Genomic DNA, 13,139 nt, shown 5'->3' with positions numbered 1-13,139 from the left:
AAGCGGACGAGACGCCATTTCCGGCGCACTCCACATCAGGTATGTCCGAGGGGGAATCGAGTCGTGCGCATCGTCATGGCCGTCAGCGGAACGCGAGGCGACGTACAACCTGCCGTCGTCCTGGGTTCGGATCTGGCGGGCCGGGGCCACCACGTTGTCATGGCAGTTCCGCCCAACCTCGTGCACCTGGCCCGCGGGGTCGGACTCGAGACGGTGCCGTTCGGGTACGACACCCGCGAGCACATGAACTCGGACCTGGTCCGTCACGGCCTGTCCCGCGGGTCGGTCGCCGACCGTGCGCGGGCGCTCGCCGCACTGTGGAACTTCGGGTGGGACCAGATGGTGACGGAACTGCGCGACGTCGTCGACACCACGGCGCCGGACGTGCTGCTCACCGGCATCACCACCGAACAGATCGCGCTGCCCCTCGCCGAGGCGCGCGGGATCGGTCTCGTCGCGCTGCATCACGCGCCGGTGCGCTCCAACCCGCGGTACTCACCGGTGCCCGGCATCGACGGTGCGCCGGCTGCGGTCGTCGGACTTGCCTGGACCGTGCTGGACCATGTCCTGTGGACGGCGACCCGGCGGCGCGAGAACACGCTGCGCCGCTCCCTGGGCATCCCCACGGTGTCGTCACCGCTTCCCGGTCGCATGGCCCGTCGCCGGACCGTCGAGATCCAGGCCTACGACCGGGTGTTCTGCCCCGAACTCGCCGTCGACTGGGACGGCACGCGTCCCCTCACAGGTTTCCTCGAGGTGTCCCCGGAGCTGCGGGCACGGATGGATCCGCAGCCGTCCGACCCGTCCCTGGACGAGTGGATCGACGACGGCCCCCCGCCCGTCTACGTCGGCTTCGGATCCATGCCGGTGACGAACCCGGCGGCCGTCCTGGCCGCCGTCGCGGATGCCGCGGCGCGCGTGGGCGAACGGGTTCTGCTGTGCGCCGGCTGGAACGACGTCGACTCCGCAGACGCGCTCGGTGATCACGTCCGTGTGACCGGCGCCGTCGACCACGCCGCGGTCTTCCCCCGGTGCCGCGCCGTCGTGCACCACGGCGGCGCGGGGACCACCGCGGCGGGACTGCGGGCCGGACGGCCGACGGTGGTGTGCTCGGTGTCGTCCGATCAGCCCTTCTGGGGTCGGCGGGTCGTCGCCCTGTCGTGCGGCGCCGCGATGTCCGCCTCCGACATCACGGCGCAGTCGTTGGAGAAGGCGTTGCGCCTCGCTCTGACGCCCGAGGCGGCCGCGGGCGCAGCCGCCGTGGCCGCCGCCATGACGAGTCCCGCGGAGGCGGTCCGCCGCGCGTCCGACCTCGTGGAGTCGGCCCGCCCCGCACCGACGGACGCGGTGGTCGCATGACGGCGCGGCTTCAGGATCAGGACTTCACCTACTGGTTCCTCTCCGAGGCGTTCGGGTGGGACGTGGTCCTGCAACTCGTGTGGCGCTTCGACGACGCGGTGCCGGACGCCGACGTGACGGCGATGGCGGTGGGACTCGCGCGCGGAGCACTGCATCGACGCATCGTGCGACCGTCGATTCCCGTCGCCCGCCCGGGCTGGGTCCGGTCCGACCGGGATCCCGCCGTTCGGCTCGATGACGAGTCTGTGACACCGGACGAGGTCCTCGACTGGGCGACGCGCGATCTCGAGACCGTCGACCTCGACGCCGAGGCGGGGCGCTGCTGGGCGCTGCGGTCCACCCGGACGACCACCGGTGGATCGGCGCTGTCTCTCACCTGCCTGCACCTCGTCGCGGACGGCCGAGCGATGACGGCGGCCGCTGTGGCCGCCGTCGCCGACACGGCCGGGGTGCGCGACGACGTCGGCGCCGCGCCGACCGGGCCGTCCGCACTCGTCGGGGACGTCGGCGACGCAGCACGTCAGGTGGTCGGAGCCGTGGCCGGCGTGGCACGGACCGCCGTCGCGGTGGTGTCCGATCTCCGCTCGACCGACTCCGGCGTCGCACGTCCGGCCTCCGTCACCCCGCGCACCCCCGCACACACCCGTGCGCCGCTGGCTCGTCCGTCCTGGGCGACGGTCACGGTGCCGGTGGCGGAGTGGGACGCCGTCGCGCAGCGTCACGGCGGGACACGGAACTCGTTGTTCGTCGCGGTACTCGCCGGTGCGCTCGTCGCCACCGGCTACGCAGACGACGGGCTGCCCGTGAAGGTCGGCATCCCGATGAGTCTGCGCCGGGGTGACGACGATCAGCGCAGCAACGCCACCGGGGGCGTGTCGATCTCACTCGCCGAGCGCGTGGTTCCGGGCTCCGATCTGGGCGGTGTCCGCGCGCTGTGCCGGGACGCGTTCGCGGCGCTGTCCGCCGGACGTCGGCCGGCGATGATTCATCTGCAGCCACTGCTCCAGGTACTCCCGCTGTCCGTCGTGACGTCCGTGGTGACGGGCGGCGGGTCCGGTATGCCCGACGTGGTCGCGTCGAATCTCGGGTCCTTCGACGGTCTCCGCCGGGTCGGCGGCCGTACCGCCACGGACGTCGCCTTCCGGGGAACAGCGCACCACGTCGACCCCGCCGGCACGCAACGCTTCGGCGAGGGCGTGCAGTCCTGGTACCTGGAGACGGACGGTGCGGCGACCTTCGCCGTGGCCGGGTTCGACGAGACACGCGTGGGTTCCGCGCAGGCGCTGACGGCAGCCCTGTCCGCGGAGCTCACCGGATGGGATGTGCCGCATGAGTTCTGGTGACGTGACCACTGCTCAGGTCCGCCCGGCAGACCGCGTGGCGGGTGCCGACGAGTCGTACGCGTTGGCGGAGCGACTCTTCGGATGGACGGCGCCGATCCAGTACCTGTGGATCTTCCCGGCCGACCCGGGTGCGGACGCCGTCGCGACGCTCGCCGACCGGCTCGCGTCGGGATCGTTCGACCGCCGGGTGTTCCCCACCTCCGTGCCGTTCGGCCACGACCGATGGGTGCGGGCCGAACGCCCCGCCACGGTGTACACCGAACCAGGCACCATCGCGGATGACGCGGTGGGGGACTGGGTCGACGCCCGGCTCCGTGCGGCGGATCTCAATCCCTCCGGTGGACGCGGATTCGCGCTCGAGTGTGCGCACACCGATGCCGGACGAGTCGTCGTGGCACTGCTGGTCTCGCACATGATCGCCGACGGCCAGGCCGTGTACGCGGCGCTCGATGCGGCTCGCCGGGGGCCGACGCGCTCGGCACTGCCCACCGGGCGTGACGTCGCCGGGTGGGCCGGCGTGCGGGACGATCTGCGTGACGCGGGGGCGCAGATTCCGGCGGTGGCGCGGGCTCTCGCGGTGATCGGGAAGGCGGCGGCGACGGCCGGCGCGACGGCGCTGCGGACGGCGATCACGCGATCCGACGAGACTGCCCCGACCGCCGCGCCGGTCGCGGCTCGCGCGGACCAACCCACTCCGACCGAGTCCGACACCACCCTCGCCGTGGTGGATCTCGATCGCCGTGAGTGGATCGCCCGCGCGGCCGAGCACGGTGGTACGCCGAACAGCCTCTTCACGGCCGTCATGGGCGGGGTTCTGCGTGCGTCCGGCCATCCGACGGGTCCCGAGGGCACGCGCATCTGCATCGCGGTGAGCAACCGCGCCGACGGCGACGACAGAGCGAATGCGTCCGGGGGCGTGTGGATCCGGGTGCCCGGGCCGATCGGACCCGAGGTGGGGCTCGGCGAGATCCGCGCGCTGAGCAAGGCGGCGTTCGCGAAGTACGCGACCACGGACGACGCGGTCACCGACCACCTGCAGGCGGTGGCCAGGTTGCTTCCGGACCGGGTGCTCGGGCGGATGATGACGTCCATCGCCGGGCCGGACACCACTGTGTCGAACCTGGGCGCCGCGCCGCAGAGCGCCCTCGAACTCGGTGATCAGGTCGCGGAGTCGTTCGGTATCCGCGCGATCATGCAGGGCCGCGACGCGGCCGCCCGGCGTCGACAGGGACCGTCGATCGCCGCGTGGGCGGTGGAGTACGGCGACAAGGTGACGGTCACCGTGTTCGGCATCCACCCCGAGTACGCGGGAGACACCGGCCGGCTCCGCGAGACGGTGTCCGCGGAGCTCGACCGGTGGTCACTCGAGCACTCGTTCTGGTGAGGTCTAGAGCGGGATGTTGCCGTGCTTCTTCGGAGGCAGGGTGACCATCTTGCGTTCGAGCAGGCGCAGTGCGGTGACGATCTGTCCGCGGGTGTGGCTCGGGGGGATCACCGCGTCGACGTAGCCGCGTTCGGCGGCGACGTACGGGTTGACGAGGGTGTCCTCGTACTCGTTCTGCAGCTCGAGGCGCAGTGCGTCGACGTCGTCACCGTTCTTCGCGGCCTCGAGGAGGCGTTTGCGGTAGACGAAGCCGACGGCGCCGGAGGCGCCCATGACGGCGATCTGCGCGGTGGGCCACGCGAGGTTGAGATCGGCGCCCATGTGCTTGGACCCCATCACGTCGTACGCGCCGCCGTACGCCTTGCGGGTGATGACGGTGATCTTGCCGACGGTGGCCTCGCCGTAGGCGTAGAGCAGTTTCGCGCCGCGGCGGATGATGCCGTTGAACTCCTGATCGGTGCCGGGCAGGAAGCCGGGGACGTCGACGAGGGTGATGATCGGGATGTTGAAGCAGTCGCAGGTGCGCACGAACCGGGCGGCCTTCTCGGAGGCGTCGATGTCGAGGGTGCCGGCGAACGCGGTGGGCTGGTTGGCGACGATGCCGACGCTGCGCCCGTCGACGCGGCCGAACCCGACGATGATGTTGCGGGCGCGCCCTTCCTGCACCTCGAGGAACTCGTCGTCGTCGAGGATGCGGCGGATGACCTCGTGCATGTCGTACGGGGTGTTCGGCGAGTCCGGGATCAGGGTGTCGAGTTCCAGATCCTCGGCGGTGAGGGAGTCGGCGATGGCCCCGTCGATGGGGTCCGAGGGGGCAAGGCGGGGCGCGGTGGCCTGGTTGTTCGAGGGGAGGTAGCCCAGGAGTTCGCGGACGTAGTCGAGGGCGTCCTGCTCGCCGGAGGCGACGTAGTGGGCGACGCCGGACTTCTCCATGTGGGTGTGGGCGCCGCCGAGGTCCTCCATGGTGACGTTCTCGCCGGTGACGGTCTTGATGACGTCGGGTCCGGTGACGAACATCTGGGAGGTCTTGTCGACCATGACGACGAAGTCGGTGAGGGCGGGGGAGTAGACGTGTCCGCCGGCGGCGGGTCCCATGATCAGGGAGATCTGGGGGACGACGCCGGACATGCGGACGTTGCGGTGGAAGATCTCGCCGTAGAGGCCGAGGGAGACGACGCCTTCCTGGATGCGGGCGCCGGCGCCCTCGTTGATGCCGACGAGGGGGCGTCCGGTCTTGAGGGCGAGGTCCATGACCTTGACGATCTTCTCGCCGTAGATCTCGCCGAGGCTGCCGCCGAAGACGGTGGCGTCCTGGGAGAACACGCACACGTCGCGGCCGTCGACGGTGCCGTAGCCGGTGACGACGCCGTCGCCGAAGGGGCGGTTGTCGGCGAGGCCGAAGTTGACGGAGCGGTGGCGGGCAAGGGCGTCGAGTTCGACGAACGAGCCCTCGTCGAGGAGCGCGGTGATGCGTTCGCGGGCGGTGAGCTTGCCCTTGGCGTGCACCTTCTCCACGGCCGCCTCGCCCATGGGCTTCTCGGCCTGGGCCTGGCGGGCGGCGAGCTCGGCCAGCTTTCCGGCAGTGGTGTGGATGTCGGGTGCGGCAGCCCCCGTCTCTTCTCGAGCCACTGATTCCTGCGCGGACGCATCCTGAACACTCGTCATAGACCAGCACTGTATCGACGCCGCGCCGCCGGACGTGGCAGGGGTGGTGCGTCGGCCGCGTCTCTATGCTCGGCCCCATGTGGGAGAACCTGGACAGACCGCCGCTCGACGGGCGTGCGCTCACGCGCGCACTCGTCGACGGACCCCGCGGATCGTGGTCGCGTGTCGACGTCGTGGCGCGGACCGGATCGACCAACGCGGACCTGTTGGCCGTCGCAGACACCGCCGGTGACCGCACCGCGCTGATCGCCGACGTCCAGGACGCGGGCCGCGGACGGCACTCGCGGTCGTTCACCGCTCCCGCGCGGTCGCAGGTCATCGTGTCGGCGCTGGTCAAGCTGCCCGGCGTGCCGCCCGGATCGGTGGGGTGGCTCCCGCTGCTCACCGGTGTCGCGGTGGTCGACGTGCTGCGCACCGTCACCGAGGTCGACGCGGTGCTCAAGTGGCCCAACGACGTCCTCATCCGCGGCGACGAGTCGTCCGGCTACGCCGGAGGCAAGGTGGCGGGCATCCTGGTGGAGGTGGCCTCGACCCATCCCGTCGTGACGGCGGTGTCCGGAGTCGGCATCAACGTCAGCCTCACCGAGGCGGAGCTGCCCGTCCCGACGGCGACGTCCCTGCAACTGGCCGGCGCGGCGGTGATCGATCGCGGCACCGTGGTGCGCGCCTTCCTGCGGGCCATGGGTTCGGCACTGGACGAGTGGCGGGAGTCGGGGTGGGACACCGCGCCGATCGCGGAGTTGTACCGCTCCCGGTGCGATACTCTCGGCCGCCGCGTGCGGGTCACGATGCCGGGCGACACCGAGCTGGTGGGCGTCGCGACCGACATCGACGAGCACGGTCGGGTGGTGATCGTGCCCGAGTCGGGGGACACCACGCCGGTCGCCGTCTCGGCGGGCGACGTCACTCACCTCCGCGCGCTCGACGCCTGACCGCCCCTTCCCCTCAGGAGAATCGCATGTCGTTTCCGCAGGACGCACTGGGGCACGAGGAGGACCTGATCCTGCATCGGCACCCGCACTGGAAGATGCTCGTGCTGCCGGTGCTGACGTTCCTCGTCGCAACACTTCTCGCGGGCTTCCTCGTGGGTCTGATCGGACGGTCGCTGGAGTCCACGGCGCGGTCCGCCGCGCTGATCGCCGTCGCGGTGGTGTGGGTCGGGCTGATCGCCTGGCGCACCGCTGTCCCCGTACTGCGGTGGCGGTCCACACATTTCGTCGTGACCGACCGACGCGTCCTCGTCCGCCAGGGTGTGCTGTCGCACTCGGGCATCGACATCCCGGTACGCCGGGTGTCCAACGTGCAGTTCCGTCACGGTCTTCTCGACCGGCTCCTGAAGACCGGCACCCTGGTGATCGTGGCGAGCTCCGACGACCCCCTCGAGTTCGACGACATCCCCGACGTCGAGCGGGTCCACTCCCTGCTGTACCACCAGGTCTTCGACTCCCAGAATCACGGCTGGGACGACGGAGACGATCTCGGTCCCGCGCGCACTACGTAGGGTGGTCCGGTGACCGAAGTCCTGCTCGCCGAAGACGATGAAGCCATCGCGACCCCGCTGTCCCGCGCACTCGGACGAGAGGGGTACACGGTGACGGTCGAGCAGACCGGTCCGGCAGCGCTCGCGCGCGCCCTGGAAGGCTCGTTCGATCTCCTGATCCTCGATCTCGGGCTCCCCGGGATGGACGGCCTCGAGGTGTGCCGGCAGATCCGCGCCACCAGGTCCGACCTCGCCGTCCTGATGCTCACCGCACGCACCGACGAGGTCGACTTCGTCGTCGGTCTCGACGCGGGAGCCGACGACTACGTGAGCAAGCCCTTCCGCGTCGCCGAGCTCATGGCGCGGGTCCGGGCCCTGCTCCGGCGCCGCGGCGCGGCCTCCGAGGACGGCACCATCGAGGTGGGCGGCCTGCGCCTCGAACCCGCCGCACGGCGCGTCCTGCTCGACGGCCACGAGATCCCCCTGGCCAACAAGGAGTACGAACTTCTCAAGATCCTGCTCGACCATGCCGGTCAGGTGGTCTCGCGCGAGACCATTCTGCGCGAGGTGTGGGGCGACGCCGAGCTGCGCGGCTCGAAGACGCTGGACATGCACATGTCCTGGCTGCGCCGCAAGATCGGCGACGAGGGCTCGGTGGCCGAACGACGCATCGCGACCGTGCGCGGCGTCGGCTTCCGGATCAACACGGACTGACCGGGCCACCGCATGAGGCGTCGGATCCTGCAGTCGATCCTCGCGGTCGTCATCCTCACCGGCATGCTGCTCGGCATCCCGTTGACCTACACCGCCTGGCTGTGGGTCGAGGACTTCACTCGCGGCGACCTGCGCACCCGGCTCGAGCGCATGGCGTCCGAGATCATCGATCAGGAGGGCGGGGACGGCCGCGTGGACGGCGGCCTCGACACCGCCTCGCTGCGTCTCGTCGTGCCCATGGGCGGGCGCCTCGTCGTCGTCTACCCCACCCCCGAGAACCCGGCGTCCCGCATGGACATCGGCGCACCGTCCGTCGAGGATCCGATCGAGGAGTCCCTCTCGATGGGCACCTCGGGGTCGCTGCTTCTCGAAGTGCCGTCCGACGAGATGCGCACCGCCCAGAAGCAGGCCGTCGGCGCGGTGGCGCTCGTCGTCCTGGCCTCGATCGCGGCCGGCACCGTCGTCGCCGTCCTCACGTCCCGTCGACTCTCCACGCCCCTGCAGCACGTCGCGGGGCGGGCCGCCCGGCTGGCCGAGGGCGATTTCCGCAAGGACCCCACCCGCCACGGCATTCCCGAACTCGACCGGGTGTCCGACGTGCTGGACTCCGCATCGGTGGAGATCGTGGGGCGCCTGCAACGCGAACACTCCCTCGTCGCGGACGTCTCCCACCAGTTGCGCAGCCGTCTCACCGCGGTGCGCCTGCGTCTCGACGAGCTGTCCGGACACCCCGATCCCGAGGTGGTCACCGAGGCCAACGAGGCGATGGCCCAGGTGGACCGGCTCACCACCGCGATCGACGACCTCGTGCGGTCGTCCCGCAGTGACGGCGCGGCCGACGCCTCGACCGTGCGCGTGCGCGGCGAACTCGAACCCGTCATCGACGACTGGCGCGGGCCGTTCGCCGATGCCGGGCGCGACCTCGAGCTGCGCGGCGACTCGTCGGTCACCGCCCTGGTCACGGGTTCCCGGCTCCGCGAGGCGGTGTCGGTGCTGCTGCACAACGCGCTGGACCACGGCGGCGGGCGCTGCGTCGTCACGGTGCGCCTCGTGGGGGAGTCGCGTGCACCCGCGCAGGACGGACCACGGCCGCCCGTGGTCGTGGAGGTCTCCGACGAGGGAACCGGCGTCAGCGACGAACTCGCGCCGCACATCTTCGACCGCGGCTTCTCCGGCGCCGGATCCACCGGGGTGGGCCTCGCCCTCGCCCGCGCGCTGGTCGAGGCGGACGGGGGACGACTCGAACTGCAGCGCCGACGTCCCGCGCTCTTCGCGGTGTTCCTGCCCGCGGCACGCGTGGACCAGGTGATCCCGGCCGGGATGTCCGAACCGCGCTGACCGGCTCGGCTCACCTAGGCTCGCGACGTGACTGCGCCCGACTTCTATTCCGAACTGCGGACTCTGCGACTCGAGCGGGTGCTCGACGCCGGGGTGGAGATCATCGCCGACCGCGGGTGGGACGGCCTGAGCATGACCGAGGTCGCGAAGCGTTCCGGGGTGCCCCGGCAGAGCCTCTACAAGGAGGTGGGTACGAAGGACGACCTCGGTCGCGCCGTCGTGGACCGCGAGGTCGAGCGATTCCTGGAGCAGGTGCGCACCGGGCTGGCAGCGCATCCCGACAGCTTCGAGGACGGCATCTCCGCTGCCGTTCGGGGCGTGCTCGAACACGGTCGGGCCAATGTCGCTCTCGCAGCCGTTCTGCGGCCGGGGCACGATTCGGGTCTGCTCGCCCTGGTCACGGTCCACCCCGACGCCGTGTTGGGCCACGCGAACAGTGCCGTCGGTGCGTTGGTAGGCGAGAGAGCGCCGGACGCGTTGGTGGACTGCGTGGTTCGACTGACGCTGAGCCATCTGGTGCAACCGTCCGTGGACGTGGACGAGGCGGTGGATCGCATCGACCGGGTGGTCCGCGGGTTCGCCTGAGCGGACTCGGCTCGGTCCCACCGGCCCGGCGCACTACAGGTCGAGCACCAGCTTCGACGACAGCGATCGCGAGACACACATCATGACCGTGTCCCCGCGTTCGCGTTCGCGACGCGACAGCACGGAGTCGCGGTGGTCGGGAGTGCCGCTCAGGACGTCGGCCTCGCACGTCCCGCAGATGCCTTCCATGCACGACCCGATGACGTCGGCACCGGCCTTCTCGACGGCGTCGAAGATCGACGTGCCGTCGGGGACGGTGACGGTCACCCCCGAGCGCGCGCACTCGACCTCGAACGAGTCGAGCGCGTCGTCGGGTGCCTCGACGGTCTCGGCCGCGAAACGCTCCAGGCGCAGGCTCCCGTCCGGCCACGCCGCGCACGCGTTCTCCACGGCATCGAGGAGCGGGCCGGGCCCGCAGCAGTAGATCAGGGTCTCGGGCCGGGGCTCACCCAGCACGGTGTCGAGATCGACACGCTCGCCGCGTTCGTCCTTGGCCCAGACCGTCACGCGGTCGTCGCCGTCGAACTCGTCGAGGAACGCCATCGACGAACGAGATCGACCGGCGTACACCAGGTTCCACTCGGCGCCGTCGGCTCGGGCAGCGGCGATCATGGCGCGGATCGGTGTGATGCCGATGCCGCCGGCGATGAAGAGATAGCTCGGTGCGGGATCGAGTGCGAAGTGGTTGAGCGGCCCTCGTGCTCGCAGAGTGGCTCCCTCCGGCAGGTGGTCGTGCACGTGCGCCGAGCCGCCGCGGCCGTCCGGCTCGCGCAGGACCGCGATCGTCCACGAGGACTCGTCGGCGGTGTCCCCACAGAGTGAGTAGTGCCTGACCAGGTCGGGGCGCAGCATCAGTTCGACGTGCGCGCCGGGCGTCCAGGACGGCAGCGATCCGCCGGCGGCATCGGTGAGGACGAGTTCGACGACGCCCTCCGCCGCGGTACGCCGGTGCGCGACCCGCACATCGAGCTGCGTCCGCTCTGCTCCGTCGCCGTCGCGGCGCTGCCGAGGGGGCGTGACGGTGGACGTGTCCACCACGGGAGCGGCGCCGGCGGCCTTCCGGTCGGTGCGGTAGGTGCCGTGCCGTCGACGCTCCCCGCCCTTCGGTGTCGTCGTCACCATCATGGAGCTGTAGCCACGAACGAAGTTGGACTGCACGCGCGTCGGCTCCGCGAGGACCTCGATGTCGTCGAAGCGCGTCAGCAGCTCCTCCCAGAGGATCCGCAGCTGCATCTCCGCGAGCCGACTTCCCATGCAGCGGTGGGTGCCGATGCCGAACGCGAGGTGATGCCGTGCGTTGCGCCGGTCGATCACGAAGCTGTCCGGGTCGTCGAACGTGCGCTCGTCGCGGTTGGCCGAGGCGTACCACATGACGACCTTGTCGCCCTCGCGGACGAACTGACCGTTCAGGACGGTGTCTCGAGTCGCGATGCGGCGCATGTAGGCGAGGGGCGTCTGCCACCGCAGGATCTCGTGGACCATCTTCGGTACCAGGCCCGGATCGGCGCGCAGGCGATCGAACTGCTCCGGGAACTGGTTCAGGGCCAGCAGTCCGCCCGTCATCGAATTGCGGGTGGTGTCGTTTCCGCCCACGACGAGCAGGACGATGTTGCCCAGGAACTCCATAGGGCGGTCGATCAGGTCCTTCGTGTCCTCGGAGAGCTGCATGAGGGTGATGAGGTCGTACCCGGGCTTCTCGCCGGCTGCGAGGCGCGCCGCCTTGTCGTGCCACAGCGCACTGAAACTGCGCGCTGCTTCCGCCGCGGCCCGATACGCCGCGTCCGTGTCGGTGGACCCGCCGGTGGCCGACGCGCTCGCGGCCACCAGATCGGTCCACTCGACCAACTTCCGTCGTTCCTCGTACGGGAAGTCGAGCAGCGTCGCGAGCATCCGCGAGGTCAACTCGATGCTGACCCGGTCGACCCAGTCGAAGGGCTCGCCCACCGGGAGCTCGTCGAGGACCTCCGCGACCCGCGAGCGGATGAGACCCTCCATCTCCTCCAGATTCCGAGGTGCGACGACGCCTTGCACCGCGGCGCGCTGCTGATCGTGGCGCGGCGGGTCCATCGCGATGAACATCTCGATGTCGAGGCCCTCCGGCGGTGTGCCCAGGATGATCTGCGGTTCCGCCGAGAACGTCTCGAAATCCCGGTCGACTGCGACGATGTCGTCGTAGCGCGTGACGGACCAGAACGGCCCGAACGCGCTGTCGGCCCGGAAGTGCACGGGCGACTCGTCTCGCAGTCTCCGGAAATAGGCCTCCCACGATCCCTGCCGCCACAGGAACGGGTTGCTGACATCGATCTCGGTCAGATCCAGCTCCGCCACGTCGGGGATCGCGGACTCACGGAAGTGCGGCTGCCCGTCGCTCACCACGAGCCTCTTCGCGCGCTGCCACAGATGCAGTCCCTGGATCTGACGCTCCATCGGGACCAGTGCCTGTGTTCTCGTGATGATCGTGTCGCGAACGCTCATGACGACTACCGCCTCGGTGCTGGGATGGTTCTGACGAGTGGGATGACAGAACTAAACCATGTGTATCCGGAGATGACAATAGTCGACTTATTGTCGCCACTGAGCGACAGCGCACCAGCGGGCCCGCCGCCGGGTGAGTGAGGAGAGGGGCCTGACGCGTCGCGTCAGCTGTGACCCATGAACTGAGTCTGCTCGTCGTCCGGGTCGACGTCGGGATCGAGATCGGGGTCCGGCTCGTCCTCGATCAGCGGATTCGCGATGATCCCGCGGCCGTTCTCGTCCGGGAACGCGAAGCGACGCAGTGCCCAGAATCGGAAGACCATCTGCAGCAGATTGCCGATGACGTAGTTGAGGACGAAGTCGATGATGATCAACGCGGTGAGGGTGGTCTGTCCCTCGCGGATGTCGAAGACGTTGTTCGCGATCCAGAGCGGAGCGGCGGCGAGGATGACGCCGATGCCACTGATGGTGAAGAACAACAGCGCCTCGTGATGACGCTCGCGGCCACCACGGTTCTTGAACGACCACTCGCGGTTGAGGATGTAGCTGAGAATCGTCGCCATCACGCCGGAGAAGATCTTGGCGACGACGGGCTTCGACTCGAGCACGGTGAGGCTCAGTGAGTAGAAGATCGCGAGGTCGAACACCATCGTGGTCGCGCCGACGATCGCGAACTTGATCAGTTCGGAGTGGCGGAGGGCAATGCTTCGGAACGGCTGCGGGATACCGGCAACCACACGGTCGATCAGAGGCACGGTGACCCACTTTACGAAGAGCAGTGACCAAACACTAATCG

At 70.1% G+C, this 13,139-nt stretch carries 11 protein-coding genes; 8 read left to right on the top strand and 3 right to left on the bottom strand.

Features of this window, described 5'->3' with window-relative positions; all coding sequences use genetic code 11:
* Positions 1-63: 63 nt before the first annotated feature.
* From HQ312_RS11820 to HQ312_RS11810, 3 genes are read left to right on the top strand one after another with little or no spacing between them, the layout of a single operon-like run.
* Positions 64-1,359, top strand: a complete 1,296-nt coding sequence (locus HQ312_RS11820) for a glycosyltransferase (RefSeq protein WP_222638691.1) — start codon at positions 64-66, stop codon at positions 1,357-1,359.
* Positions 1,356-2,702, top strand: a complete 1,347-nt coding sequence (locus HQ312_RS11815; protein ID WP_222638690.1) for a hypothetical protein — start codon at positions 1,356-1,358, stop codon at positions 2,700-2,702. The genes HQ312_RS11820 and HQ312_RS11815 overlap by 4 nt, the downstream gene beginning before the upstream one ends.
* Positions 2,689-4,086 carry a hypothetical protein gene (locus HQ312_RS11810; protein WP_222638689.1) on the top strand — a complete coding sequence of 466 codons (1,398 nt, stop codon included), beginning with the start codon at positions 2,689-2,691 and terminating at the stop codon, positions 4,084-4,086. Before HQ312_RS11815 ends, HQ312_RS11810 begins: the two co-directional genes overlap by 14 nt.
* Before the next feature lie 3 nt (positions 4,087-4,089).
* Here HQ312_RS11810 and HQ312_RS11805 read toward each other — a convergent pair whose 3' ends face one another.
* A complete protein-coding gene (locus HQ312_RS11805) occupies positions 4,090-5,751 on the bottom strand; it encodes an acyl-CoA carboxylase subunit beta (RefSeq protein ID WP_261769639.1) in 1,662 nt (553 codons plus the stop codon).
* 77 nt (positions 5,752-5,828) lie between these two features.
* Between HQ312_RS11805 and HQ312_RS11800 the strand changes: the two genes are divergently transcribed.
* Genes HQ312_RS11800 through HQ312_RS11780 form a run of 5 tightly spaced genes read left to right on the top strand, consistent with a single transcriptional unit; the run spans position 5,829 to position 9,868 of the window.
* On the top strand, positions 5,829-6,683 hold the full coding sequence (locus HQ312_RS11800) for a biotin--[acetyl-CoA-carboxylase] ligase (protein WP_027506897.1): 855 nt from the start codon (positions 5,829-5,831) through the stop codon (positions 6,681-6,683).
* A 26-nt stretch (positions 6,684-6,709) separates the two neighbouring features.
* A complete protein-coding gene (locus tag HQ312_RS11795; RefSeq protein WP_027506896.1) occupies positions 6,710-7,252 on the top strand; it encodes a PH domain-containing protein in 543 nt (180 codons plus the stop codon).
* Between the two features lie 9 nt (positions 7,253-7,261).
* Positions 7,262-7,945, top strand: coding sequence for a response regulator transcription factor (locus HQ312_RS11790; RefSeq protein ID WP_222638688.1), 684 nt, complete (start codon positions 7,262-7,264; stop codon positions 7,943-7,945).
* A 12-nt stretch (positions 7,946-7,957) separates the two neighbouring features.
* The gene (locus HQ312_RS11785; protein ID WP_027506894.1) at positions 7,958-9,283 is read left to right on the top strand and encodes an ATP-binding protein; all 1,326 of its coding nucleotides are present in this window, start codon (positions 7,958-7,960) and stop codon (positions 9,281-9,283) included.
* 27 nt (positions 9,284-9,310) lie between these two features.
* Positions 9,311-9,868 carry a TetR family transcriptional regulator gene (locus tag HQ312_RS11780; RefSeq protein WP_027506893.1) on the top strand — a complete coding sequence of 186 codons (558 nt, stop codon included), beginning with the start codon at positions 9,311-9,313 and terminating at the stop codon, positions 9,866-9,868.
* A 33-nt stretch (positions 9,869-9,901) separates the two neighbouring features.
* Here the strand turns inward: HQ312_RS11780 and HQ312_RS11775 are convergent, their stop codons facing one another.
* Together HQ312_RS11775 and HQ312_RS11770 are read right to left on the bottom strand one after the other, a co-directional pair.
* Positions 9,902-12,343: a cytochrome P450/oxidoreductase gene (locus tag HQ312_RS11775; RefSeq protein WP_222638687.1), complete on the bottom strand. Its 2,442-nt coding sequence runs from the start codon at positions 12,341-12,343 to the stop codon at positions 9,902-9,904.
* A 164-nt stretch (positions 12,344-12,507) separates the two neighbouring features.
* Positions 12,508-13,098: a GtrA family protein gene (locus tag HQ312_RS11770; RefSeq protein ID WP_037186749.1), complete on the bottom strand. Its 591-nt coding sequence runs from the start codon at positions 13,096-13,098 to the stop codon at positions 12,508-12,510.
* Positions 13,099-13,139 lie beyond the last annotated feature (41 nt).

The organism is Rhodococcus sp. BP-316 (assembly GCF_019836105.1).
Taxonomy (GTDB): domain Bacteria; phylum Actinomycetota; class Actinomycetes; order Mycobacteriales; family Mycobacteriaceae; genus Rhodococcoides.
This window is presented reverse-complemented; position numbering and strand designations above follow the sequence as displayed.

Coding starts and splice junctions, on each gene's coding strand:
- HQ312_RS11815 (WP_222638690.1), top strand. CDS start 1,356: ATGACGGCGCGGCTTCAGGATCAGGACTTCACCTACTGGTTCCTCTCC.
- HQ312_RS11810 (WP_222638689.1), top strand. CDS start 2,689: ATGAGTTCTGGTGACGTGACCACTGCTCAGGTCCGCCCGGCAGACCGC.
- HQ312_RS11805 (WP_261769639.1), bottom strand. CDS start 5,751: ATGACGAGTGTTCAGGATGCGTCCGCGCAGGAATCAGTGGCTCGAGAA.
- HQ312_RS11800 (WP_027506897.1), top strand. CDS start 5,829: ATGTGGGAGAACCTGGACAGACCGCCGCTCGACGGGCGTGCGCTCACG.
- HQ312_RS11795 (WP_027506896.1), top strand. CDS start 6,710: ATGTCGTTTCCGCAGGACGCACTGGGGCACGAGGAGGACCTGATCCTG.
- HQ312_RS11785 (WP_027506894.1), top strand. CDS start 7,958: ATGAGGCGTCGGATCCTGCAGTCGATCCTCGCGGTCGTCATCCTCACC.
- HQ312_RS11775 (WP_222638687.1), bottom strand. CDS start 12,343: ATGAGCGTTCGCGACACGATCATCACGAGAACACAGGCACTGGTCCCG.